General features: G+C 63.3%; 17 protein-coding genes, 2 tRNA genes and 2 pseudogenes. 8 read left to right on the top strand and 13 right to left on the bottom strand.

Translation table 11 applies throughout. From position 1 onward, the window contains the following. Positions 1-1,071: pseudogene (locus tag VA602_RS01160) on the top strand (IS3 family transposase); the annotation flags it as partial. A gap of 227 nt (positions 1,072-1,298) precedes the next feature. Here VA602_RS01160 and VA602_RS26705 read toward each other — a convergent pair. Together VA602_RS26705 and VA602_RS26700 are read right to left on the bottom strand one after the other, a co-directional pair. After that, positions 1,299-2,162 (bottom strand): methyl-accepting chemotaxis protein, encoded by an 864-nt coding sequence (locus tag VA602_RS26705; protein ID WP_370671074.1) that lies wholly within the window; start codon positions 2,160-2,162, stop codon positions 1,299-1,301. Then, positions 2,154-3,218, bottom strand: a pseudogene (locus VA602_RS26700) (methyl-accepting chemotaxis protein); the annotation flags it as partial. The gene VA602_RS26705 and the pseudogene VA602_RS26700, both read right to left, overlap by 9 nt. A gap of 268 nt (positions 3,219-3,486) precedes the next feature. On the opposite strand from VA602_RS26700, the gene VA602_RS01150 reads away from it, so the two are divergent. Further along, a complete protein-coding gene (locus tag VA602_RS01150) occupies positions 3,487-5,361 on the top strand; it encodes an MFS transporter (RefSeq protein WP_112898963.1) in 1,875 nt (624 codons plus the stop codon). Positions 5,362-5,376: 15 nt separating this feature from the next. Here the strand turns inward: VA602_RS01150 and sugE are convergent, their stop codons facing one another. The 3 genes from sugE to rdgC all read right to left on the bottom strand — a co-directional run bounded on the left by sugE (position 5,377) and on the right by rdgC (position 7,918). Further along, complete coding sequence (gene sugE / locus VA602_RS01145; protein WP_063545829.1) at positions 5,377-5,694, bottom strand: quaternary ammonium compound efflux SMR transporter SugE; 318 nt, start codon at positions 5,692-5,694, stop codon at positions 5,377-5,379. Between the two features lie 228 nt (positions 5,695-5,922). Further along, the gene (locus VA602_RS01140; protein WP_323452240.1) at positions 5,923-6,888 is read right to left on the bottom strand and encodes a bile acid:sodium symporter family protein; all 966 of its coding nucleotides are present in this window, start codon (positions 6,886-6,888) and stop codon (positions 5,923-5,925) included. Positions 6,889-6,997: 109 nt separating this feature from the next. After that, on the bottom strand, positions 6,998-7,918 hold the full coding sequence (rdgC, locus tag VA602_RS01135) for a recombination-associated protein RdgC (RefSeq protein WP_054890921.1): 921 nt from the start codon (positions 7,916-7,918) through the stop codon (positions 6,998-7,000). A 185-nt stretch (positions 7,919-8,103) separates the two neighbouring features. Here rdgC and VA602_RS01130 point away from each other — a divergent pair. Both VA602_RS01130 and VA602_RS01125 read left to right on the top strand, forming a co-directional pair. After that, positions 8,104-8,179, top strand: a tRNA-Val gene (locus VA602_RS01130). Between the two features lie 13 nt (positions 8,180-8,192). Then, positions 8,193-8,269: transfer RNA gene (locus VA602_RS01125), tRNA-Asp, on the top strand. A 133-nt stretch (positions 8,270-8,402) separates the two neighbouring features. On the opposite strand, the gene VA602_RS01120 is transcribed toward VA602_RS01125, so the two are convergent. Further along, positions 8,403-8,783, bottom strand: a complete 381-nt coding sequence (locus VA602_RS01120; protein ID WP_323452239.1) for a COG4315 family predicted lipoprotein — start codon at positions 8,781-8,783, stop codon at positions 8,403-8,405. A 267-nt stretch (positions 8,784-9,050) separates the two neighbouring features. Here VA602_RS01120 and VA602_RS01115 point away from each other — a divergent pair, with 267 nt between their 5' ends. Then, positions 9,051-10,757, top strand: coding sequence for a molecular chaperone HscC (locus VA602_RS01115; protein WP_063545827.1), 1,707 nt, complete (start codon positions 9,051-9,053; stop codon positions 10,755-10,757). Here the strand turns inward: VA602_RS01115 and VA602_RS01110 are convergent, their stop codons facing one another. The 4 genes from VA602_RS01110 to VA602_RS01095 form a co-directional block, all read right to left on the bottom strand. Then, a complete protein-coding gene (locus VA602_RS01110; RefSeq protein WP_323452238.1) occupies positions 10,758-13,436 on the bottom strand; it encodes a DUF805 domain-containing protein in 2,679 nt (892 codons plus the stop codon). It lies immediately after the preceding gene. After that, the gene (locus tag VA602_RS01105; protein WP_063545825.1) at positions 13,433-14,125 is read right to left on the bottom strand and encodes a DUF1266 domain-containing protein; all 693 of its coding nucleotides are present in this window, start codon (positions 14,123-14,125) and stop codon (positions 13,433-13,435) included. Before VA602_RS01105 ends, VA602_RS01110 begins: the two co-directional genes overlap by 4 nt. Positions 14,126-14,194: 69 nt before the next feature. After that, positions 14,195-14,971, bottom strand: a complete 777-nt coding sequence (map, locus tag VA602_RS01100) for a type I methionyl aminopeptidase (protein WP_186667095.1) — start codon at positions 14,969-14,971, stop codon at positions 14,195-14,197. Beyond that, positions 14,968-15,171: a ParD-like family protein gene (locus VA602_RS01095; protein WP_054890915.1), complete on the bottom strand. Its 204-nt coding sequence runs from the start codon at positions 15,169-15,171 to the stop codon at positions 14,968-14,970. Before VA602_RS01095 ends, map begins: the two co-directional genes overlap by 4 nt. A 336-nt stretch (positions 15,172-15,507) precedes the next feature. Between VA602_RS01095 and VA602_RS01090 the strand changes: the two genes are divergently transcribed. The 3 genes from VA602_RS01090 to nirD all read left to right on the top strand — a co-directional run bounded on the left by VA602_RS01090 (position 15,508) and on the right by nirD (position 22,771). Beyond that, a complete protein-coding gene (locus tag VA602_RS01090) occupies positions 15,508-19,536 on the top strand; it encodes a bifunctional nitrate reductase/sulfite reductase flavoprotein subunit alpha (protein ID WP_323452237.1) in 4,029 nt (1,342 codons plus the stop codon). A gap of 320 nt (positions 19,537-19,856) precedes the next feature. Beyond that, the gene (gene nirB / locus VA602_RS01085; protein WP_323452236.1) at positions 19,857-22,409 is read left to right on the top strand and encodes a nitrite reductase large subunit NirB; all 2,553 of its coding nucleotides are present in this window, start codon (positions 19,857-19,859) and stop codon (positions 22,407-22,409) included. Further along, positions 22,409-22,771 (top strand): nitrite reductase small subunit NirD, encoded by a 363-nt coding sequence (gene nirD / locus VA602_RS01080; RefSeq protein WP_323452235.1) that lies wholly within the window; start codon positions 22,409-22,411, stop codon positions 22,769-22,771. The genes nirB and nirD overlap by 1 nt, the downstream gene beginning before the upstream one ends. Before the next feature lie 185 nt (positions 22,772-22,956). On the opposite strand, the gene VA602_RS01075 is transcribed toward nirD, so the two are convergent. From VA602_RS01075 to VA602_RS01065, 3 genes are all read right to left on the bottom strand, one after another. Next, on the bottom strand, positions 22,957-23,331 hold the full coding sequence (locus tag VA602_RS01075; RefSeq protein ID WP_323452234.1) for a hypothetical protein: 375 nt from the start codon (positions 23,329-23,331) through the stop codon (positions 22,957-22,959). Beyond that, positions 23,328-23,801: a hypothetical protein gene (locus tag VA602_RS01070; RefSeq protein WP_323452233.1), complete on the bottom strand. Its 474-nt coding sequence runs from the start codon at positions 23,799-23,801 to the stop codon at positions 23,328-23,330. The genes VA602_RS01075 and VA602_RS01070 overlap by 4 nt, the downstream gene beginning before the upstream one ends. A gap of 65 nt (positions 23,802-23,866) precedes the next feature. Next, positions 23,867-24,304 carry a hypothetical protein gene (locus VA602_RS01065; RefSeq protein WP_323452232.1) on the bottom strand — a complete coding sequence of 146 codons (438 nt, stop codon included), beginning with the start codon at positions 24,302-24,304 and terminating at the stop codon, positions 23,867-23,869. Positions 24,305-24,455 lie beyond the last annotated feature (151 nt).

The following is a 24,455-nucleotide window of genomic DNA, read 5'->3' as shown; positions in this document are numbered from 1 at the left end:
CATTTGGCTGCGGCAGTACTACAGTGGCAGTCCCGCAGCCTCTGTCGCCAAGCAAAGAAAACCAGCCGTGCCGAAGAAAATTAAGCCCATCAAGCCCACCGACACCAACGACGCAGAGAAATCCCGTGAGCAGTTGTTGAGCGAGCTCGAATATCTGCGCATGGAGAATGATGTCTTAAAGGAGTTAAAGGCTCTGCGGGAGGAGAAGGAGCGAACACGGACGAAAAAGCCCTGATCGTCTGCAAATTCAGACACAGGTATCCGCTGCCTGATCTTCTGCAGATCGTGGGGTTGGCGCGCAGCACCTTCTATTACCAGGTCAAATGCCAGCAGAGGCCGGACAAACATGCGGCGCTCAAGGAGTTGGTACAGCAGGTCTATCACCGAGAGAAAGGGCTGTATGGCTACCGCCGCGTTGCCCTGGCGATCAGAAATCAGGGGACCTTGGTTAACAAGAAGGTCATTGAGCGGTTGATGGCTGAATCTGGCTTGCAGTCCATTGTACGCCCGAAGAAGTACCGATCTTATCGAGGCACTGTCGGCAAGGTGGCAATGAATTTGCTGGAGCGTAATTTCGTTGCGCAACGGCCTAATCAGAAGTGGGTGACCGATGTCACCGAGTTTAAAGTGGCCCAGCAAAAACTCTACCTCTCGCCGGTGATGGACCTGTACAACGGCGAGATCATCGCCTATGAAACAGCCAGCCGGCCTACGTATGGTTTGGTCGGGAACATGCTGGAAAGGGCTCTCGATGGGTTGGGAGAAAAGCCAAAGCTAGTGATCCACTCAGATCAGGGATGGCATTACCAACAGGCCCAATACCGCCACAAGCTCACAGCGCGAGGTGTGAAACAGAGCATGTCTCGCAAAGGCAATTGCCTGGACAACGCTGCGATGGAAAGTTTTTTTGGCACACTAAAGTCAGAGTTTTTCTACCTAAAACGCTTTGAGAGCGTCGAGGAACTGAAGGCAGGGCTGGATGAGTACATCCACTACTACAACCATGACCGCATCAAGCTGAGGCTCAATGGCCTGAGCCCTGTGAGCTACAGGACTCAGGTCACCGGTTAAAACTGTCCAACATATTGGGGGCAGTCCATTTTGTAGGAGCGGAGGTTCGCCGCTCCGACTTGCCCGTGAAAGGAATACCGTGATGCATGGCACCGGCTACGCCGGTGTTCGCGGGACCAGCCCGCTCCTACAGCGATTGGGCTGGTCTTTCGATTTTGAGCAGGACAGTGCTCCTGCAAGTATGTTTTTCGCGGGCAAGCCCGCTCCTACAAGGGGAGCTCGGGCTGTCAGAGTTGGAACCGGCTGATCATCTGCTGCAAATGCCCACCCAGCCGTGCCAGTTCGACGCTGGACACCGAGGTCTGCTCACTGGCCTCGGCGGTCTGCTCGGAAATGTCCCTCACCGTCACCACGCTGCGGCTGATCTCCTCGGCCACGGCGCTCTGCTGCTCGGAGGCGGCGGCGATCTGCTGGTTCATCAACTGGATGCCCGACACCCGCTGAGTGATGCCCTCCAGCGCAACGCCGGCCTCGCGTACCAGTGCCACGCTGCTTTCGGTCAGGCTCTGGCTTTCTTCCATCAGGTCGCTGACCGAGCGCGTGCCTTGCTCCAGGCTGCTGATCGCCGATTCGATTTCTTCGGTCGAGGCCTGGGTGCGCTGGGCCAGGCTGCGTACCTCGTCGGCGACCACGGCAAAACCACGGCCGGCCTCGCCAGCGCGGGCGGCCTCGATGGCGGCGTTGAGCGCCAGCAGGTTGGTCTGCTCGGCCACGGCCTTGATCACGTCCATCACCTTGCCGATGCGTTGGCTTTCGTTGCGCAGGGCGTCCATCGCCTCATTGGTGGCGTCGACCTGGCTGGCCAGGCGGCCGATCTGGGTCACGGCGCGGGTGACCACGCTGTCGCCTTCGCGGGCCTCGAGATCGGTGGCGCTGGCGGCCACCGAGGCTTCGCCGGCATTGCGCGCCACTTCCTGCACGGTGGCGGCCATTTCCTGCATCGCAGTGGCGACCTGGTCGGTCTCCTGGCGCTGGCTGCTGGCGCCGGCGCTGGTCTGCGCGGTGATCGCCGAGAGCTCTTCGGTGGCACTGGCAATCTGCGAGATGCCGTCGCGCACGCCGCCGATCAGCTGGCGCAGCTTGGCAGTCATGCCATGCAGGCTGTTCTGCAACTGGCCGAGTTCATCGCGGCGATTGCTGCTGGGTTGTTCGCCCAGGTTGCCGTCGGCCACCTGCTCCATGGCGCGCAGCACCCGTTGCAGCGGCTGGCTGATCTGCCGGGCGATCAGTATCGCCAGCAGGGCACCGAGCAGCAGGGCGAGGGCGGTGGTGGCGAACTGCAGCGTCTTGGCGAACTGACTGTCATTGACCACGGCCACTGCCTGGCTGTCGAGCAATTGCCCGATCAGGGTGGTGAGGGTCGCGACGTCATTGCCCATGTTGGCGCGGTAGTCCATCAGTTTGCGGGTTTCGCCGCGGAAGGCCTCGACGGCGGCGGCGTAGGCGCGCACCTGTTCGTTCAGTTGGCGGAATTGTTCGGCGAACTGGCCATTGAATACCGCGGTCAGGGCTGGCAGGTCGTTCACCGTGGTGGTGATCTGTGCATTCATCGCCTGCTCGGTGTCGGTGTTGGTGTTGCCGGTGTAGCCACGCACCTGGTAGCGCAGCAGGATCAGGTTCTCGCGAATCTGGTTGATCGCTTCGCTGCGCACGTAGCGCTGTTCGGCATCGGGCAACGCGCGGACCTGCTTGCGGATGCTGTCGATCGTGGCGAACGACTGGGTGGCAAGCCCACCCATCTCCTTTTGCGCCGCGCGCATGGTGCGGTACGACTGCAGGCTCTGTTCCTGGTTGCGGGCATAGGCCTGCAGGGCCTGCTCGGCCTTGTCGAGGGTCTGCAGGTTGGTCGCGTTGCGCAGGATACCGTGGAGTTTCGCCAGGGGGGCCTGGAAGGCCGCCAGTGTCTGCTGCAACGCCTTGCCTTGTTCTTCGTCACCATTGGACATGGCGTGGCGCAAGCGCGCCTCGCGCAGATCGCCCAGGGCATCGTTGAGTGCGGAGACGTCGCTGACCACTTCGCTGCGCCGCACCAGGCTGCCCAGGGCGTCCCAGCCGATCAGCGACTGGGTCAGGGTCAGCACGAGGACCAGGCCAAAACCGAGGCCGAGTTTGTGTGCGATCTTCAGATCGCCGAACCAGGTGAACATCTGCTGCTGTGCTCCTTTTCTTGTGCGTTGGAGGAGAGCCGAAGGCTGATCCTGTTATCGGATGTAGTCATCTATATGAATTATCGGCAGCCTTGCAACATTCTGAAAAGGGGTTGCAGAAAAAATAATGGCATATAGCCATTAATTGGTTCGTCGGCGTGATGCGCTTCGCAGGCCTGTTGCCAGAGGTGGGCAATCGCGTGCAGATTTGTGGCTTCTCGCGATGAGCGGACCTCCAATTGACAACGCCCTCTCAGGAACAAGGACGATGAGTCATTCCTCGCAATTCACCTTGCTCGGCAAGCGGCGCTTCCTGCCGTTCTTCATCACCCAGTCGCTGGGTGCCTTCAACGACAACCTGTTCAAGCAGTCACTGATCCTGGCGATCCTCTACAAGCTCAGCCTGGAGGGCGACCGGTCGATCTGGGTCAACCTCTGCGCGCTGCTGTTCATCCTGCCGTTCTTCCTGTTCTCGGCGCTGGCCGGGCAGTTTGGCGAGAAGTTCGCCAAGGATGCGTTGATCCGTGCGATCAAGCTGGCTGAAGTGGTGATCATGTTGATCGGCGCGGTGGGCTTTCTCAGTGATCACCTGGAACTGATGCTGCTGACATTGTTTGCCATGGGCACTCATTCGGCGCTGTTCGGGCCGGTGAAGTACTCGATCCTGCCCCAGGCCTTGCGCGAAGACGAACTGGTCGGCGGCAACGGGCTGGTGGAAATGGGCACCTTCCTGGCGATTCTGGCCGGCACCATCGGTGCCGGGGTGATGATGTCCTCGGGCAACTACGCCACGGTGGTGGCCGGTGGCATCGTCGGCACTGCGGTGCTCGGCTACCTGGCCAGCCGCTGGATCCCGCGGGCGGCGGCGGTGGCGCCGCAGATGAAGCTGGATTGGAATATCTTCAAGCAGTCCTGGGCCACCCTGCGCCTGGGCCTGGGACAAACCCCGGCGGTGTCGCGCTCGATCGTCGGCAACTCGTGGTTCTGGTTCGTCGGGGCGATCTACCTCACGCAGATCCCGGCCTATGCCAAGGACTGGCTGCACGGCGACGAGACCGTGGTCACGCTGGTGCTGACGCTGTTCTCGGTGGGCATTGCCGTCGGTTCGCTGCTGTGCGAACGCCTGAGTGGGCGCAAGGTGGAGATCGGCCTTGTGCCGTTCGGCTCTTTCGGCCTGACCCTGTTCGGTCTGCTCTGGTGGTGGCATTCGGGTGACGTGCCGGCCGCTGCTGCGCCGCACGATTGGCTGAGCCTGTTGGGCATGAGCCAGGCCTGGTGGATCATGGTCTCGATCGTCGGGCTAGGTGTGTTCGGCGGTTTCTACATCGTGCCGCTCTACGCCCTGATCCAGGCGCGTACGCCTGAAGACCAGCGCGCCCGGGTGATCGCCGCGAACAACATCCTCAATGCCCTGTTCATGGTGGTCTCGGCGATCGTCACCATCGTCCTCTTGAGCCTGGCCGACCTCAGCATCCCGCAGCTGTTCCTGGTGGTGTCGCTGCTCAACATTGCGGTCAACGCCTACATCTTCCGCATTGTTCCTGAATTCACCATGCGCTTCCTGATCTGGTTGCTCAGCCATTCGATGTACCGCGTCGAGCATCGCGATCTCGATCGTATCCCTGACGAGGGGGCGGCGCTGTTGGTGTGCAACCATGTGTCGTTCGTCGATGCGCTGCTGATCGGCGGTGCGATCCGTCGACCAATCCGTTTCGTCATGTACTACAAGATCTACAACCTGCCGGTGCTCAACTTCGTGTTCCGCACTGCCGGGGCCATCCCGATTGCCGGGCGCAGCGAGGACGAGGCGACGTACGAGCGGGCCTTTGCGCGCATTGCCGAGTACCTGCAGGCCGGTGAGGTGGTGTGCATCTTCCCGGAAGGCAAACTGACCGCCGATGGTGAGATCGATGTGTTCAAGGGGGGCGTCAGCCGGATTCTCCAGGAGACGCCGGTGCCGGTGATTCCGTTGGCGTTGCAGGGGTTGTGGGGGAGTTTCTTCAGCCGTGATCCGGCCAAGGGCTTCCTGCGTCGACTGTGGTCGCGGGTGACCCTGGTGGCAGGTGCCGCCATCCCGGTGGAGGCGGCCCAGCCTGAAGCGCTGCGCGAGGAGGTCAGTGCCTTGCGCGGCGACTTGCGTTGAGGGGAGGGTGGAAGGTCAGCTGGCGCTGACCTTCAGGCCGATCAGGCCGGCGACGATCAGCGCAACGCTGATCAGGCGCACCAATGCCATGGATTCGCCGAACAGGATGATGCCGGCGATTACCGTGCCGACTGCGCCGACGCCGGTCCAGATGGCGTAGGCAGTGCCCAGCGGCAATTCCTTCATGGCCAGGCCTAGCAGGCCCAGGCTCACGGCCATGGCGGCGACGGTCAGTGCAGTGGGGAGTGGGCGAGTGAAGCCATCGGTGTATTTGAGGCCGATAGCCCAGCCGACTTCGAACAGGCCGGCGAAGAACAGGATGATCCAGGACATGATGATTCTCCATCGTTGAAAGATGGGGCCGTCCCCGGATTGGTCACGCCTTGCGTCGTGAGGTCGTCCTCACAGTGCGCACTATATTGCACATCTGCCGGGTGACAAGCAAGTGGCGCCTGTCCGGGCCTCTTCGCGGGCAAGTCGCGGCGGCGAACCGCCGCTCCCAAACTCAAGACAGCTGTATACCTTGTGGGAGCGGGCTTGCCCGCGAAGAGGCCCGCTTGCTCAGTGCCCGACCTGCGTCTGTTCCTCCCCGGCACCGCGAGGCTCTTCCATGCGCCTGAACCAGGTCGAGAGCAAGGCCCCGGAGATGTTGTGCCAGACGCTGAACAGCGCGCTGGGCACCGCCGCCAGCGGTGAGAAATGCGCCGCTGCCAGGGCCGCGCCCAAGCCTGAGTTCTGCATCCCCACCTCCAGCGCCAGCGACTTGCGCTGTGCCAGGGGCAGCTTGCACAGCTTGCCGGTCAGATAGCCCAGCAGGAAGCCGAAGCTGTTGTGCAGGATCACCACCGCCATGATCAGCAGGCCGGACTCGGCGATCTTCGCCTGGCTGGCCGCGACCACCGCGCAGACGATCATCACGATGCTCACCACCGACACCAGTGGCAGCACCTGCACCGCCAGTTGCACCCGCGCACCGAGCAGCTTCTGCGCCAGCACGCCGAGCACGATCGGCAGCATCACCAACTGCAGGATCGACCAGAACATGTCCATGAACGAGACCGGCAGCCAGGCCGAGGCCAGGAACCAGATCAGCGCCGGGGTCAGCAAGGGCGCGAGCAGGGTGGTCACTGCGGCGATGGCCACGGCCAGTGCCAGATCGCCCTTCGACAGCCAGACCATCACGTTCGAGGCGGTGCCGCTCGGGCAGCAGCCGACCAGGATCACGCCCACGGCGATTTCCGGTGGCAGGTGAAACAGTTGGCACAGCAGCCAGGCAACGCCCGGCATGATCACGAAATGCGCCACCACTCCCAGCGCCACGCGCCAGGGTTGACGGGCGAGGGCGGCGAAGTCGTCGAGCTTGAGCGTAAGGCCCATGCCGAACATCACCAGCCCCAGCAGTGGCACGATGGCTACCTTCAGGGCGATGAACCATTGTGGTTGCAGGAAGGCCAGGCAGGCGAACACCAAGACCCAGAGGGCGAAGGTGTTACCGACGAAACGGCTGAAGGCGGCGAGGGCGCGCATGGGGGGATTCCTTTTCTATTTATAGCTTTGTGAAATTCACTGGCCCTTTCGCGGGACAAGTCGGTGCTGGCGACCACACAACCACCCAGCACCGGCCTTTCAACCTGAATCAGACCCCCTGCGGAATCTCTTCCCCACCCAGGGCTTCGAACAGCACCGGCAGGAATTCGTTGAGGGTCATCATCATCAGCAGGAAGCTTGCGTCGAACTGTTGCGCGGCTTCATCGCCACCATCCTGCTCGGCCTGCTCCTGCAGCAGCTCCTCGAACTTCAGGCGCTTGATCACCATCTTGTCGTCGAGCACGAACGACAGCTTGTCTTGCCAGGCCAGGGCCAGTTGCGTGACCAGCTTGCCGGTGCTCAGGTGCAACTGGATTTCCTCGCTGGCCAGGTCCTGGCGCTTGCAGCGCACGATGCCACCGTCTTCGGCGGTGTCGCGCAGCTCGCATTCATCCAGTGGATAGAAGCCTTCGGCAGGCTGCTGCGACTTGACCCAGTCGGTCATGGTCGCGGTCGGGGCGATCTTCACGGTGGCCGGACGCACCGGCAGCGAACCCATGACTTCACGTAGCGTGGAGAGCAGGTCTTCGGCGCGCTTGGCGCTGGCCGAGTTGACCAGGATCAGGCCCTGGCGCGGGGCGATGGCAGCGAAGATCATCGAACGGCGGATGAAGGCACGCGGCAGGAAGGCCTGGATGATCTCGTCCTTGATCTGGTCGCGTTCCTTCTTGTAGACCTTGCGCATCTGCTCGGTCTCGATCTCTTCGACCTTCTCCTTCACCGCATCGTTGACCACGCTGCTGGGCAGGATGCGTTCTTCCTTGCGCGCGGCAATCAACAGGAATTCACCGCTGACGTGTACCAGGGGAGCGTCTTCGCCCTTGCCGAACGGAGCGACGAAGCCGTAGGTGGTCAGCTCCTGGCTGGCGCAGGGGCGGGCCGGCTTGCTGGCCAAGGCGGTCTCCAGCGCTTCAGGCTCGAACGGGACATCCTGGGTCAGGCGGTAGGTCAGCAGGTTCTTGAACCACATGAGGGGGAATCTCTCCTTAATGCATAAGGCGGGCATTATTCTCCGAGCAGTGGTTGCAGGCCAACCCTGTCAGAGGGCCAGCAGTGACTTATTCATAGGTCTTTGAAAGATCAGATAAAAAATTTGAAAAAAGTGCTTGCCAGGGTACAGGCTCCTCCGTAGAATGCGCGCCACACCGAGACGAAGGGTGATTAGCTCAGCCGGGAGAGCATCTGCCTTACAAGCAGAGGGTCGGCGGTTCGATCCCGTCATCACCCACCACTCGATGTATAGCGCAGCGGTAGTTCAGTCGGTTAGAATACCGGCCTGTCACGCCGGGGGTCGCGGGTTCGAGTCCCGTCCGCTGCGCCATATTCCAGCTTCCAGGGCCCACTGAACACCCGGAAGCCACAAAGAAAGCGACCTTAGGGTCGCTTTTTTTGTTTCTGTCTTGCACAAACACCACGGCGGCTGTCCATCGACAGTCCCCCGTGGTGTTTCAGCTTCAGGGTTTGGCCACGTGCCAGACCTGGCCGACCCCTTCGCCGGTGGTATCGCCCGGCTTCTGGTCCTTGACCCAGCCGTACAGCGGCTGGTCTTTGTAAGCCCACTGCTTGCTGCCATCGTCGCGGGTAATCACGCTGTAGCCATCGGCGGCCTTGGCGTAGGGGCCGGCGGCCAGCGGCGGCCAATTCTGCGCACATTGACCGTTGCACCCCGACTTGCCAGCGCTGTCCTTGGTGAAGGTGTAGAGGGTCAGGCCTTTGCTGTCGACCAGGACCTTGCCCAGGGCGCTGTCGCCGACCGTCGCGGGGGTGTCAGCCAAGGCCAGGCCAGACACGCAGGTCAGAGCCAATGAAAGAACGAGTGCGCTTTTCTTCAACATGAGAGATACCTCTGGCGGTTATCCGAATCCGTTCGGGGGAATGATGGCCTTATGCATCGGCCATGCAGGGACAACGCCCCGGTGTCGGCTTCTATTCCCGTGTTCGATGAATATTTTTTCCGTCCCTGGTGCCGCCCTGGGTCAGCAGGCACGCCGGGTTCGCATCTACGCCTTCAACTCGCTGGCTCATTGCGTCAGAATCCCCCTACACGCCGGATGCAGCCAGCAGGCCGCGCGCCGGCTCTACCTTGCAAGCAGAGACCGACCATGCAGGATGCCAGCACCTCTCCAACGCCCACGCCGTCGACCCCACTGCTGGGTATCGACCTGGGGACCACCAACAGCCTTATCGCGGTCTGGCAGGACGGCAAGGCGCAGTTGATCGCCAACGCCGTGGGCGAGGTGCTGACGCCGTCGGTGGTCAGCGTCGACGACGATGGCAGCATCCTGGTGGGCAGCGCCGCTCGCGCCCGCCTGACCACCCACCCCCATCGCACCGCTGCGGCCTTCAAGCGCTTCATGGGCAGTGACAAGCGCTTCGAGCTCGGCGAGCACCGCTTCACCCCGGAAGAACTCTCGGCTCTGGTGCTGGGTGCGTTGAAGCAGGATGCCGAGGCGTATCTGGGGTGCCCGGTCAGTGAAGCGGTGATTTCGGTGCCGGCCTATTTCAGCGACGAACAGCGCAAGCGCACGGTCTTCGCTGCGGAGCTGGCGGGGCTGAAGGTGCAGCGCCTGATCAACGAGCCGACCGCGGCCGCCATGGCCTACGGGCTGCACGAGCAGAAGTTCGAGCGCACCCTGGTGTTCGACCTGGGCGGCGGGACCTTTGACGTCACTGTGCTGGAATACGCCTTGCCGCTGATCGAGGTGCATGCCTCAACCGGTGACAACTATCTGGGGGGCGAGGATTTCACCGAGGCCTTGCTCAATGCCTGCCTGCGTGACTGGAACCTCAGTGCCGAAACCCTTGAGCCCCAGGCGCTGTCGAGCCTGCATGATGCGATCGAGCAGCTGAAACGCGAGGTGGGCGAGGGCAGTCGCACCCTGCACTGGAGCGGCGATGGCCAGGCCCGCGAATGGGTGCTTGACCAGGCCCGGCTGCAGTCGATCTGGGCGCCGTTGCTGGCACGGGTACGGACCCCCATCGAGCAGGCCCTGCGTGATGCGCGCCTGAGCCCGCGCGAACTGGACAGCCTGGTGCTGGTCGGTGGGGCCACGCGCATGCCGCAGATCCAGCAACTGGTGGCCAAGCTGTTCGGCCGCCTGCCGTACCGCCACCTCGATCCGGACACCATCGTCGCTCTTGGCGCCGCCAGCCAGGCAGCCTGCAAGGCGCGGGATTCGGCGATCGACGAGTTGATCCTGACCGATGTCTGTCCTTACACCCTGGGGGTCGCCTCGTCCCGTGGCGAGGACGTGTCCGGGGCCTTTACCCCGATCATCGAGCGCAACACGGTGATCCCCACCTCCCGTGTGCAGCGCTTCTACAGCAGCCATCCGGAGCAGAAAGTGGTGCGCATCGCCGTGTACCAGGGCGAGCGGCCCTGGGTGCGCGACAACATTCTGGTCGACAGTTTCGAGATTCCGTTGCAGCCGACCGGCCAGGTGCAGTCGCTGGATGTGCGCTTCAGCTACGACATCAATGGCCTGCTCGAAGTGGACGTGACGTTCCTCGAAACCGGGCACAAGCACAGCCACAGCATCGACCGCAGCCCGACCGGGCTGGACAGCGACGCCCGCCAGGCCAGCCACGAGCGTCTGGCGAGATTGAAGATCCACCCGCGCGACGCCTTGCCCAATCGCACCCTGCTGGCCCGCCTGGAGCGCGCCTGGATGCAGAGCCTGGGAGATGAGCGCGACCTCATCGGCAGTTGGCTGGACGCCTTCAATGCCGTGCTCGCTGGCCAGCAGGCCACCGAGATCAGTCGCCAGCGCCAGCAGTTGAGCCAGGCGCTGGACGAGCTGCGCTACTGATCAGGGATGGTTCAGGCGTCGCAGGGCCACTTGCAGGCCCAGTTGCAACTGGTCGGGGTCGTCCGGTGAAGGGCCATAGCGGTTGGCCAGCTTGTCGCCGGGTAGCCCCACCAGAAGCAGCGGTGCGAATGGCAGCAGGCGGCTGACGGCCAGCAACCCCACCAGTGCCCAGACGCCCTGGCCCAAGTCGCGCAAGCGCCGCAGGAAGGATGTCAACAGCAGCAACACGACAAGGGTCCAGAGCATCGGGCTCTTGGTCGCGGTGGTCAGCGCCGTGCCCGCCAGCAGCATCACGATCACGTGGGCGATGAGGTCGCTGCGATTGAGGCGGCTGTCCAGGCGCCAGAATGCCCAGGAGGGTACCGGCGTCTGGCTGACACGGGCCATCAGCAAGCGTTCGGCGCGAGCCAGTATCGCCATGCTGGCGCAGCGCAGGCCGGTGTCCTGGTCCAGGTCATCCTTGGCTTTTTGCAGGCGCATCAGGCTGCGGGTGCCTGGCGGGGATGCGGATTTTACCAGGTGATTGAAGGCATCGAGGATCTCGTTGAGCAGCTTGCCGTCGACCTTCTCTTCCTGCTCTACCGCTTGGCGCGGCGGACGCTTGACCTTGCCGGCGATCAGGCCATCGCGCAGCGGGGCGAACCAGGGGCTGTCGTTGTTCATCGCCTCGAGGCGATCGCGCAAGCGGGCGCGCTGTTGAGCATCGAGCTCTGGGTCGTGGTACAGCACTGCGCATAGCAGCATGTAGCCCAGTGGGTGGCCGTCGAGGGTACCGACGTCTTCTTCCAGGCATTCGAGCAGACGTACCGCGCTGGGCAGGCGAGTGCTGCCGAACACGTAACCCAGTGTGTGCAGGCGGCTGGCGACCAGTGCCTGCAGCGGGTCGCGGTCGTCCATCCAGCCGAGCAGGGCATTGTGTTCGTTGAACTGAGCCTGACGGGCGATCAGTACCTTGTGCAGGGGGGCGAACGGATGGTCGCTCGGGTAGGTGAGCTGGGCGGCCAGTTGCGGTGGCGCCAGGTCCAGCCAGCGTTGCGGCTGTTGCGCCGTGGCCAGCATGAACAACTGTTGGCGATGCCAGTTCCACAGTGCTTCGCCCTCGACCATCGGCGGCAGCTCGATGCCGTTCAGTGCCAGTTCTTCCATCAGCACCAGGCCGAATGGCACGGTGAACATGCGGCGCATGTCGAAATGCTCGTTCAGCTCGCCCAGCGCTCGCGGCGAATAAACCCGCATGCGCCGCAGCCACTCGCGGCAGGCCGGGTGCAGTGCGTCGGACTTGAGCGCCTCTGGCAGTTCCACCGGCCCCTCGTCACGTGCGCAATACTCCACCAGTGCACGCGCCACCGGTGAATGTTCGAGCCAATGCAGTTGCTGCGCCGCCTGGCGCTGGAAGCCTTCGAGGATCAAGGCATCGAGCGGGTCGTTGCCCAGGCGCTCATCGACAATGGTGCGCAGCAAGCCGGCTTCACCGCGTTGCAGGGCCCAGGCCTGCCAGTAGCGGCGGTGCAATTCGCGATCGTCCTGGTTGGGCAGCAGCCAGGCGAGCAGCGGCAGTTCGTCGTCGCCGTCCAGGCGCCAGTCGATGTAGGTGGCGGCGATGCCCTCAAGGCCCAGGCGCGAGGCTTCGGACCAGCGCGCCAGTGTCTGCGGCGACTGTGCCGGGCTGCCCAAGACCTGTGCCGGATCGGCCAGGTCGGCGGGCCAGGTGTCGGGCGTGCTCTGCTGGTCGAGGGCCTGGATCAGCAGTGGCAGGCGTTGCGGCTGGTAGCGCGCGCAGAGGTCGAGCAGCCAGCGTTCGGCCTGCGGGTGGCGGTGTTCGCGCCACAGCCGTAGCCAGCAGTCCAGGGCTTGCTGCTCGGCGCCCAGGGCGTCGGCCTGGCGGGCCAGCAAGAACAGCAGGTCGACATCGTCCGGCGCCTGCTGGTGCTGGAGCTGCAGTCGTGCATGCAGGGTGAGGCTGCCGATACCCACTTGGCTGAACTGTTCGGTCAGACGCTGAACCAGATGCTCGTCGTCGGGGAACGCCACGCAGGTGTGGCACCCGGCGAACTGTGCGTACTCGAACAGCGGGCGCTCCTGATGGTAGTAGCCGAGGCTGCGGAAGTACCAAAGGGTTTCCAGTTGCGCGGCGGGCGACCAGCTGTGCATCAGGCGGGTGTCGAAGGGATCGGGTTCCTCGATGCGTTGCAGGAAGGCCTCTATCTCCTGGGCATCCTCCGGCGCCAGGCGCAGCAATTGCTCGGCCCAGCCCATGCGCTGGGCCAGCAGGCGTGCGCACTGGTACGAGATCGGTCCGCAGTTGCGCAGGTTGTGCAGCAGTCGCCAGCTGAGGTCTTCCAGTTGCTCCAGGGGCAGTTCGTCGAGCTGGGCGATGTAGTCCTGCCAGGCTTGGGGTTCGTAACGGCGAGTGGAGTCTTCGAGCAGTGCATGGAACGCCTCGAAGGCTTCGCTGGTGGACGCTTCGGTCTGCCCTTCGGCTGCTTGCTGCTCGGGCGCCGCGCCGGTTTCGGCGTGTTCGCGGGCCAGGCGCTGTGCTTCCTCGTAGGCGGCGCGCAGGGCCTGGAAGCCTTCGGGGTCGGTTTCCGGATGGTGCGTCGGCAGGCGGCCGCGGTAGGCCTGGCGGATGGTGTCGAGGTCCTGGGTCGGCTCGATGCCCAGGCGAATCCAGCAACTCATGACCAGCAGTCCTCTTCCAGTGATGCCGGGCGTTCCGGCTCAGGCAACGGCAGCTCCCAGGGCAGGTCGGCGAGCAGCGCGTTGGCGCCGATCCTCAGGTTCAGGGCAATGCAGCGATTCCAGTGTTCGTTGCCCTGACGCTCCAGGTTGGCGGCGAACGTTTCGTCGCTGCTGTCGGAGACATTCCACAGCGCCTTGCCGAACAGGTACCCGGCGATGTAGCTGTCCCAGCGGTTGTAGTAATGGCGGGCGCGCAAGGCCAGGCGATAGTGCAGGTAGAGGCTTTCGTCGCGGCTGATATGGCCCTTTTTCACCCCGGCGCGCAGCAGAAAGCTCATGCGTCCGATGTCCCAGGCGCGGGTTCCGCCCGGGCCGCAGTCGGGAAAGGTGCGGGCGGCGTAGTTGTACTTGACCTGGTCACGTGGTGTCAGCGTAGCGAGCAGTGCCTGCCACTGGCTTGGCAGGCAGCGCTGGAACTGCCAGTAGGCGTTGCTCATCTCGCTGGCGTGGCCGTTGTCGGCCATGCCGAGCACGTCGAGCAACTGAGCACGGGTGCTGATGCCCCAGCCGCTTTCCAGGTCGGTCTGGTCTTCGCCTTCGAAGTATTCGGCGGCGGTGTAGCTGGCACCGTTGAGTGCGGCCATCGGGGCGGAGAGGGCATGCAGCCAATGCTGTGCGGATTCGTCCATGAAGAGTGTCCGGGGCGAGGGGTGTGGCGCGATTGTAGAGAGGCAGCAAGGGGGCCGTCTACGCAGGCCTCAACGCCGGCCTTCTTCCGCTCGCAGCGTCAGCACTTCATAGCCCTGCTCGGTCACCGCGACGGTGTGCTCCCACTGCGCCGACAGCCCGCCATCGCGGGTGATCACCGTCCAGCCATCTTTCAGCGTGCGCGTGCCGCGGGCGCCCTGGTTGATCATCGGTTCGATGGTGAACACCATCCCGGGCTTGAGTTTCAGGCCCATGCCGCGCTGGCCGTAGTGCAGCACCTGCGGCGCTTCGTGCATCTGCCGGCCGATGCCGTGGCCGCAGTACTCGCGTACCACGCTGTAGCCCGCCGCCTCGGCGAACTGCTGGATGGCATGGCCGATATCGCCCAGGGTGGCGCCGGGACGCACCTGTTCAATGCCTTTCCACAGCGCCTCGTAGGTGGTGTCGACCAGGCGCCGGGCCTCCTCGCTGATTGCGCCGATGCGGTACATCTTCGACGAGTCGGCGATATAGCCGCCCTGTTCCAGGGTGATGTCGACGTTGATGATCGAGCCTTCCTGCAGCACCTCGTCAACCTTGGGCATGCCGTGGCAGACGACCTGGTCCACCGAGGTGTTCAGCGAATAGGGGAAGCCGTACTGGCCCTTGCTCGCCGGGCGCGCCTTGAGCGTCTCGACGATGAAGGCTTCGGCGCGGTCGTTGATCTGCATCGTGGTCACCCCGGCGCGGATGAAACCGTCGAGGTCGGCGAATACCTGCGCCAGCAACTGCCCGGCTCTGCGCATCAATGCCAGTTGCTCGGGGTTCTTGAGTATCACCTCGCTCATTGCAGCAGCTCCTTGAGATTCGCTTGTTCCTGGCGCAGCAGTTGACGCAGCAGTTCCTGGTAGGTGGCCTGGGGGTGCAGTTCGGCGAGCATGCCGATGCGGATCCAGTGTTCGGCCTGGGCGTTGATCGAGCGCGACATCGCGGCGCTGGCGATGCGCAGGTCTTCGTGGAGGTCGTCGCAGATCTTGACGATGCCCATGGGGTGTCTTCCTGGTATATGAAACGTATACGGATCATATAGTCGGTTGGGCGTTGTGTCATCTTCTGGTGCGCGGGGGCATCAAGACGGGGCGGATATCGCGTCGATGTTTTCGCGGGGCGACCCGCCCTCTGGGGCTACGCAGGCCTGTGGGTGCGGGTTGCCCGCGCCAAGGCCACCGCCATTGCGCAACTGGCCCGCAAATTGCTGATTCAGCAGCATCCGGACCCCTCAACGCCGAGGGGCCCTACATCTTCACGACAAAGGCGCCGTGTTACCCCGCTTGCCCTGCAGGCCGGGTAGCCGGCGCCTTTTGCGTTTTCAGGGAGACCGCCCATGAGCAGCAGCGAGGTGCGCAGCGTTTGCCCGTATTGCGGGGTCGGGTGCGGCATTGTCATGACCGTGGCCGAGGGTAAGGTGGTCAAGATCAGCGGTGACAAACAGCATCCGAGCAACTTCGGACGCCTGTGCACCAAGGGCCTCACCGCACACCTGCCACTGTCCGCTGCCGGACGCATGGAGCACGCCTTCGTGCGCCAGCAGCGCAGCCAGCAGCCGGTGCGCACCGGCATGGACGACGCCATTGCGCAATCGGCCGCGCGCCTGCGCGCGATCATCGACGAGCACGGGCCGGATGCCGTGGCGCTCTATGTGTCCGGGCAGATGTCGCTGGAGGCTCAATACCTGGCCAACAAGCTGGCCAAGGGCTTTATCCGCACCCGCCATATCGAATCCAACTCGCGGCTGTGCATGGCCAGTGCCGGCAGCGGCTATAAGCAGTCGCTGGGCGCCGACGGCCCGCCGGGCAGCTACCAGGATTTCGAGCGTGCCGAGGTGTTCTTCGTCATTGGCGCCAACATGGCCGACTGTCATCCGATCCTGTTCCTGCGTCTGCTCGACCGAATGAAGGCCGGGGCTCGGCTGATCGTCGTCGACCCGCGTCGCAGTGCCACCGCCGACAAGGCCGACCTGTTCCTCCAGGTGCGCCCGGGCAGTGATCTGGCCCTGCTCAACGGCTTGCTCTACCTGCTGCACGAGAACGGCCATACAGACATCGACTTCATCGCCCGCCACACCGAGGGCTGGGACGAGATGCCTGCGTTTCTCGCCGACTACCCCCCCGAACGGGTCGCGGCCCTGACCGGCCTTGCCGAGGCCGATATCCGTCAGGCGGCTGCCTGGATCGGCGGGGCGTCGGAGTGGATGAGCTGCTGGACCATGGGCCTCAACCAGAGCATCCATGGCACCTGGCACAGCAACGCGCTGTGCAACCTGCACCTGGCCACCGGCGCGATTTGCCGACCTGGCAGCGGACCGTTCTCGCTGACCGGCCAGCCCAACGCCATGGGCGGCCGTGAGATGGGCTACATGGGCCCGGGTCTGCCGGGCCAGCGTTCGGCGCAGGTGGCGGGCGACCGTGCGTTCGTCGAGCAGCAGTGGGGCCTGGCGCCGGGCGCACTGCGCAGTGAAGGCGGTGAAGGCACGGTGGCGCTGTTCGAGCAGATGAAGGCCGGGCAAGTGAAGGCCTGCTGGATCATCTGCAGCAACCCGGTGGCCAGTGTCGCCAACCGCCAGCAGGTGATCGACGGCCTGCAAGAGGCGCAGTTGGTGATTGCCCAGGACGCCTTCCTCGACACCGAGACCAACCGCCATGCCGACATCCTGCTGCCGGCCGCGTTGTGGGCCGAGGGCGAGGGCGTGATGATCAACAGCGAGCGCAACCTCACCCTGATGCCGCGTGCGGTCGCAGCGCCCGGCGAAAGCCTTGAGGATTGGCGCATCATCGCCCGCATCGCCTGTGCCATGGGCTATGCCGAGGCGTTCAGCTATGCCGATGCCGAAGCGGTGTACGACGAGATCCGCCGTTTCTGGAACCCCGCCACCGGCTATGACCTGCGTGGCATCGGCTACGCCGAGCTACGCGACAAGCCGCGCCAGTGGCCAAGTGCGCCCGGGCGCGCGGACGACCGCAGCCCGCTGCGCTATCTCAACGACGGCAGCAGCCAGGCGCTGCTGCACGATGCCCAAGGCGAGCGCCCCGCACTGGCCTTTCCCACGCCCAGTGGCAAGGCGCGGTTCTTCGCTCGGCCCTGGCTGGCGCCGGCCGAGCTGCCGGATGCCGACTTTCCGCTGGTGCTCAACACCGGCCGCGTGCAGCACCAGTGGCACACCCTGACCAAGACCGGCAAGGTGCCGAGCCTGAACAAGCTCGAGCCCGGCCCCTTCGTCGAGATCAATCCCGAGGACGCCCGACGCCTGGGCATCGCCGACAAGGACCAGGTGGCGATCCGCTCGCGCCGCGGCCAGGCCGTGCTGCCGGCACGCATCAGCGAGCGGGTGCTGGTCGGCAACTGCTTTGCCCCTTTTCACTGGAACGACCTGTACGGCGAGCAACTGGCGATCAACGCCGTGACCTGCGATGCCGTCGATCCAACCTCCCTGCAACCGGCCTTCAAGCATTGCGCCGTGACCCTGGAGCGGGTTGCAGGCGAACGCATCGAGGCACTCGAGCTGCCCTGCGCGATTTCTACGGAGTCTGCCACCATGCCCACCGACACCCTGGCTCGCCTGCTGGGCCTGGACAGCCTGCCGGCCCCCGTCCTGTCGGACGAGGAGCGTCGTTACCTGCAGGGTTTCCTGCTCGGCCTTGGGCAGGTGCGCACAGCGGGGGTGCCTAGCCTGCCGCCCGGTGCGCCGCTGGCGCCTGCCAGTCGTTTGTTCGTCGATGGCTTGATCGCCGGCCTGTTCGCCCAGCCGGTGGTGGCGCCGGTCGCCATGGCCGAGGTTGCCAGGCATCGGGTGCTGTGGGCCTCGCAGACCGGCAATGGCGAGGCGCTGGCCGAGCGCTGTGCGGCGCATCTGCGCGAAGCGGGCCTGGCCGTCGAGCTGAGCTGCATGGATGCCGTCAGCCCCAGCCAGTTGCGTGGCGCCGCCAGCGTGCTGCTGATCACCAGCACCTTTGGTGACGGCGATGCGCCTGACTGCGCTTCGGCGTTCTGGCAGGCGTTGCAGGGCGAGGAGGGGGCACAGTGTGCGGCACTGCCCTTCGCCGTGCTGGCGTTGGGTGATTCCAGCTACGACCAGTTCTGCGGCTTTGGCCGCAAGCTCGACCAGCGTCTGGCTGAACTGGGCGGCCGACGTCTGCTCGATCGGGTCGATTGCGAACCGGATTTCGATCCATCGTTCGCCACATGGCTGCAGGCGTTGTTGCCGCTGCTGGGGTCGACGGCCGCTGCGCAGGTCACAGCCAAGCCGGTGCCAGTGTTCGGCAGGCAGCAGCCCTGCCTGGCTCCCATCATCGAGAACCGTGTGCTCAATGCGCCCGGAGCGACCAAGGAAACGCGCCAGGTGGTGTTCGACCTGCAAGGCACCGGGCTGGTCTACGAGGCAGGCGATGCGCTGGGTGTCTGGCCGCGCAACTGCCCGGCGCTGGTCCAGGAGCTGCTCGAGCTGATGGGGCTCGATGGCCAGACGTGCGTGCAACTGCCCGACCTGCCGGCGATGCCGTTGGCCGAGGCGATGGAGCGGCACCTGGAGATCGCCCGGGTCACTTCGCAGCAGCTTGCAGCCTTCAGCCAGGCGCCGGAGGCCGGTGAACTGCGTCGGTTGCTGCTGCCCGAGCACAAGGCCGAACTCACGGACTGGCTGTGGGGGCGGCAGTTGGCCGATGTGCTCGCTGCCTTCGCGCCGCAACTGTCACTGGAGCACTGGCTGACCCTGCTCAAGCCCTTGCAGCCACGCATGTACTCGATCAGCTCCAGCCCCAAGGCCCATCCACAGCAGGTGCACCTGACTGTTTCAACCGTGCGCTATGGCCAGCGAAAGGGCGTGAGCTCAAGCTTTCTCGCCGACCGCGCCGAAGCGCTGGAGGTGGCGATCTTCCCGCAGGTCGCGCGGCATTTCCGACTGCCGGACGACGATGCCACGCCGCTCATCATGGTTGGCCCGGGCACCGGTATCGCGCCGTTTCGTGCCTTTCTCGAAGAACGCGAAGCCCGCGGTGCGACCGGCGGCAACTGGCTGTTCTTCGGTGAGCAGCATGCTGCCTTCGATTTCTATTACCGCGAGCAGTTGCAGGCCTGGGAGGCCAGCGGTCATCTGCGCCTGAGCACGGCGTTCTCGCGTGACCAGGCCGAGAAGCTGTACGTGCAGCAGCGCATGCTCGAACAGGGTGCCGAGCTGTGGCAGTGGCTGGAGGCGGGGGCTTACTTCTACATCTGCGGCGATGCCCAGCGCATGGCCAAGGATGTCGATGCCGCGCTGCGCCAGGTCGTGGCCGAGCACGGGCGGATGAGCGCCGAGGCGGCAGCGGCTTATGTCGAGGGGTTGGGCAAGAGCAAGCGTTATCGACGCGATGTGTATTGAGTGCACCGGGATGGGGAGCGGTGCACCGGCTTGAGGCGGTGCAGCGTGCGGCGCTAGCGCAGGGCAAGCGCGCTGCCACAGGTCGCGCAACGTTGCATCCCCCGTGGACGCGGGCTTGTCCCGCGATCACGTCAGCACCGATTGAACCTTGGCACGCTCCCTGCTTTTAGAGATTTACAACACAGCCCCACTGATCAACGGCGATCAACAGGGGCCTCACACTGATGAGTACAGGCAAAGGCGCCTGGAGCTTCGGCTCCAGGCGCCTTTTTTTGTCTTTGCCGCGGGCAAGCCCCGCACACCGTGATCGAGGATCGGCTATGAAGGCAACAGCGAACGGCGGACAACGAGAGCGACTGGTCATTGTCGGCAACGGCATGGTCGGTCATCACCTGGTCGAGCAACTGATCGAGCGTGGCGCCCTGGCGCGCTTCGAGCTGCGCGTGTTCGGCGAGGAGCGCCAGCGCGCCTACGACCGTGTGCACCTGTCGGAATACTTCGCCGGCAGCAACGCCGAGGCTCTGGCCATGTGCGAACCCGAGTTCTACGGCCAGCACGGCGTGCACCTGCACTTGCACGAAGCGGTACTGGAGATCGACCGCACGCTGGGCGAAGTGGTCACTGCCCAGGGCCGCTACGGTTACGACCGACTGATCCTCGCCACCGGCTCCTACCCGTTCGTACCGCCGATCGAAGGCTCCACCGGTACCGCCTGCCTGGTCTACCGCACCCTCGACGATCTTGACGACATCCGCGCCTCGGCCGCCGGGGCCCGGCGTGGCGTGGTGGTTGGTGGCGGGTTGCTGGGTCTCGAGGCAGCCAATGCGCTCAAGTCGCTGGGCCTGGAGGCTCATGTCGTGGAGTTCGCGCCACGGCTGATGCCGGTGCAGCTCGATCATGACGGGGGCGCGGCCTTGCGTGCGCAGATCGAAGCGTTGGGTGTCGGCGTGCATCTGTCTCGCGCTACCCAGTCGATCGATCCGGGAGAAGAGTATCGCCATCGCATGAATTTCGACGGCGGCGAGTACCTGGAAACCGACCTGATCGTGTTCTCTGCCGGCATCCGTCCGCGTGATGCCCTGGGGCGTGCCTGCGAGTTGGAGATTGCCCCGCGCGGCGGTGTGGTCATCGACGGCAACTGCCGTTCCAGCGATCCACGGATCTTCGCCATCGGCGAGTGCGCGTCGTGGAACGGCAGCGTGTTCGGCCTGGTTGCCCCGGGCTACAGCATGGCGCGCAACCTTGCTGCGCTGCTGGTCGGCGAGGCCAGTGCCGAGTTCACCGGTGCCGACATGTCGACCAAGCTCAAGCTGCTGGGGGTCGATGTCGGCTCCATCGGCGACGCGCACGGCGCCACTCCAGGCGCGCGCAGCTACCGCTATATCGACGAGGCCAACGCCAGTTACCGCCGCCTGGTGGTCGACGCCAGCGGCAAGCGGGTGATCGGCGCGGTACTGGTCGGCGACAACAGCTATTACGACACCCTGCTGCAGTACGTACAGAACGGCATCGCCCTGCCGCAGGATCCGGCGGCGCTGATCCTGCCGCAGAGCGGCGGCGCGCCGACTCTGGGCGCCGATGCCCTGCCCGACAGCGCGACCATCTGCTCCTGCCACAACGTCAGCAAGGGCGCGATCTGCGCGGCCATCGACAGTGGCTGTGCCGACCTGGCTGCGGTCAAGGGCTGCACCAAGGCGGCCAGCGGCTGCGGTGGTTGTGCGGCGCTGCTCAAGCAGGTGTTCGAGCACGAACTGACCGCGCGCGGCGTGACGGTCGACAAGAGCCTGTGCGAGCACTTCGCCTATACCCGCCAGGAGCTGTACGCGCTGGTGCGGGTCGAGGGGATTCGTACCTTCAACGAGCTGCTTGAGCGCCACGGCAAGGGGCATGTCGGTTGCGACATCTGCAAGCCGACCGTGGGCTCGATCCTCGCCTCGTGCTGGAACCAGCCGATCATGGACCCTTCGCTGGTACCGCTGCAGGACACCAACGACACGTTCATGGCCAATATGCAGAAGAACGGCACCTACTCGGTGGTGCCGCGCATCCCGGGTGGTGAAATCACCCCCGACAAGCTGATCGTGATCGGCCAGGTAGCGAAGAAATACGATCTCTATACCAAGATCACCGGCGGCCAGCGCATAGACCTGTTCGGCGCGCAGTTGCACGACTTGCCGCTGATCTGGGGCGAGCTGATCGAGGCGGGCTTCGAGACCGGCCATGCCTACGGCAAGTCGACCCGCACGGTGAAGTCGTGCGTGGGCAGCACCTGGTGCCGCTACGGCGTGCAGGACAGCGTCGCCATGGCCCTGCGCATCGAAGACCGCTACAAGGGCCTGCGTTCGCCGCACAAGCTCAAGTTCGCGGTGTCCGGCTGCACCCGTGAATGCGCCGAGGCGCAGAGCAAGGATATCGGTGTGATCGCCACCGACAAGGGTTGGAACCTGTACGTTTGTGGCAACGGTGGCATGCGCCCGCGCCATGCCGAACTGTTCGCCACCGATCTGGACGACGACACCCTGATCCGCCTGATCGACCGCGTGCTGATGTTCTACATCCGCACCGCCGACAAACTGCAGCGCACCTCGGTGTGGCGCGAAGGCTTGGACGGCGGGCTGGACTATCTCAAGGCGGTGATCCTTGACGATAGCCTGGGCCTTGCCGAAGAGCTGGAAGCGCAGATGCAGCATGTGGTCGACCGCTACGAATGCGAATGGGCCAACGCCTTGAAAGACCCGGAGAAGCTCAAGCGCTTCCGCACCTTCGTCAACGACCAGCGGCCTGACCCGGATGTGCATTTCGTGCGTGAGCGCGAACAGCGTCGACCGGCTACGCCGCTGGAGTTGATCCCTACCGTCGAGGAGCTCGTTTGATGAACCTGTCCAATGCTGTCGTTGCACCACAGGATATCTGGCAGTCGGTGTGCCGGGTCGATGATCTGATTGCCGATTCGGGGGTGGTGGTCTGGCTCGACGGCGAGCAGGTCGCGCTGTTCTACCTGCCCGGGCAGGAGCAGACATTGTATGCCGTGGACAACCGCGACCCGCGTTCAGGGGCCAATGTTATCGGGCGGGGATTGATTGGCAGCCTGCAAGGCGAGCTGGTGGTGGCGGCGCCGTTGTACAAGCAGCATTTCAGCTTGCGTGATGGACGTTGCCTGGAGGATGCGGGGCAGCGGTTGCGGGTGTGGCAGGTGCGGATGGAAGGGGGGCAGGTCGAGATTCGCTGTTTCTAGCAGGTATGGCTCCTGCCCGGCCTGTGCAGTACCTGTGGGAGCGGGCTTGCCCGCGAACACCGGCGAAGCCGGTGCCATCTACCGCGGTGTTTGCTTCGCGGGTAAACCCGCTCCCACAGGTACTGCGTAGGCCTTGGGTCTGGCACGTTTGCAGGTCTTCGGATAAAGGTGGCTCAACGGCTTGTTCACAATGGATATTCATCCACATCCGAGGCATCGACAAAGTCCTCCAGAACCAGACTGTTTTTGCTGAGAAAGACCTTCAGCTCAGCTATTGATTCAAGTGCTCTGAATGAGCCAACTCGATCGTACGAGGGGTCTAGCGCCTGCTCTATATCTTCGGCGTTGAACGTGTTCAGCCGAGCTTTGAAGCGCGCCTCTTCAATGCGGCATTGGTGGGCGTAAGGGGAATGCCCGATCATTGAGTAGGGTTCGGTCCTCAGTGGATACGCAGGAATTAGATGGTCCTGCAGGGATAACTCTATCCAGGTTCTGGATTGTGGTGTGTCAGACTTGATCTCGGAAACTAAAGTCCGCCCCTGAAGAAGTGTTTTAATCATTTCTGTGTGTCTATTTTGAAATCAAAGCTCTCGAAGATTATTTTTACAGTGGCGTCCTCGAATACCAATTCGTGCCGAAGCTTGCTGGTGTTGTCCATTATTGTCATTTCGTCAGTTATGAGGTCGCCGTGAGTGGATTGGTTGGCAGGCCATCCTGTGGGTCTTTTTTCGACGGAGTAACTTGAGACTTTTGTATAGGTAAGTTTCAGGGTGTCTCCGTAAGCTCCGTTTAGGATTATTTGAGCGGTGTTGGCGTAGCATTCGTCGATGTCATGCTCTTCGAATCTAATGCTTTTTAGCCGGGCCTCATGTAAGCATCGGGAATCGGAGGGATTGTAGTGCCAAGCACTGCTCATAAAGTTGTAAATATTCTCTGGGAGTAAATGCTTTACGCTCTCGACATAAGCTGGGTATTCGCTGCTGTCTAGAGTGTATCCGTCGTGGTTTTCGGTGAGTTTGATGATTTTCATGACGGTGGTATACAGGGAAAGGATTCGGTTTTCAGCGCCGCTGAGGTGTCTTCATCTATGGAAATTTACTCAAGAGAGTATTGATAGCTGTCGGCGATGATCTCAACATAGCTGTCGTACCCCGCGACGATATAGTGCTTCAATGAAAGAAAGTTGGCAGGGTCATACAACGGATTTGTTTCTGCCAACAGCGCTGAATCGACGACCTCATAGAATTTTGGGTCAGGATGAAGTCCGGTCTTTCGCCAAGTTTCTACTTCATCGCCTCGGCTGCCCAGAATTTCGTAGTTCTGATACTCGCGCTCGAAAAAATTGAGTGTGATACAGCGCATCTCAGCGACACGCTCAAAAACAAGTGTCGCCACGGCGTAGGTGTTATTTTCGATGTGTTCGATTCGCTGAGCTTCAACCTGAATCGATGCGGCACCAGTCTCGTCGTACTTTGCGTTGAGCTGTGTGGTGTTGATGACAAAATTAATTTTTTGAGGGGCGAGCTTCATCATCAATCACACCCAAAAAAATCGAAGGGGCTCAGTGGCACAGATAGTCGCACTGGTTTTGGCGAGTTGTGGCCTTAACACAGCATGAATGATGTATGACTTTCTTGGCATGTTCTGGATCGCAATGAGTATGAATTGTTCGCGCTGTGTTTTT

Origin of the sequence: Pseudomonas machongensis (assembly GCF_034961125.1) — a bacterium.
GTDB lineage: Bacteria > Pseudomonadota > Gammaproteobacteria > Pseudomonadales > Pseudomonadaceae > Aquipseudomonas > Aquipseudomonas machongensis.
Note: the sequence above shows the minus strand (reverse complement) of the source record. Positions and strands in the feature narration are given on the sequence as shown.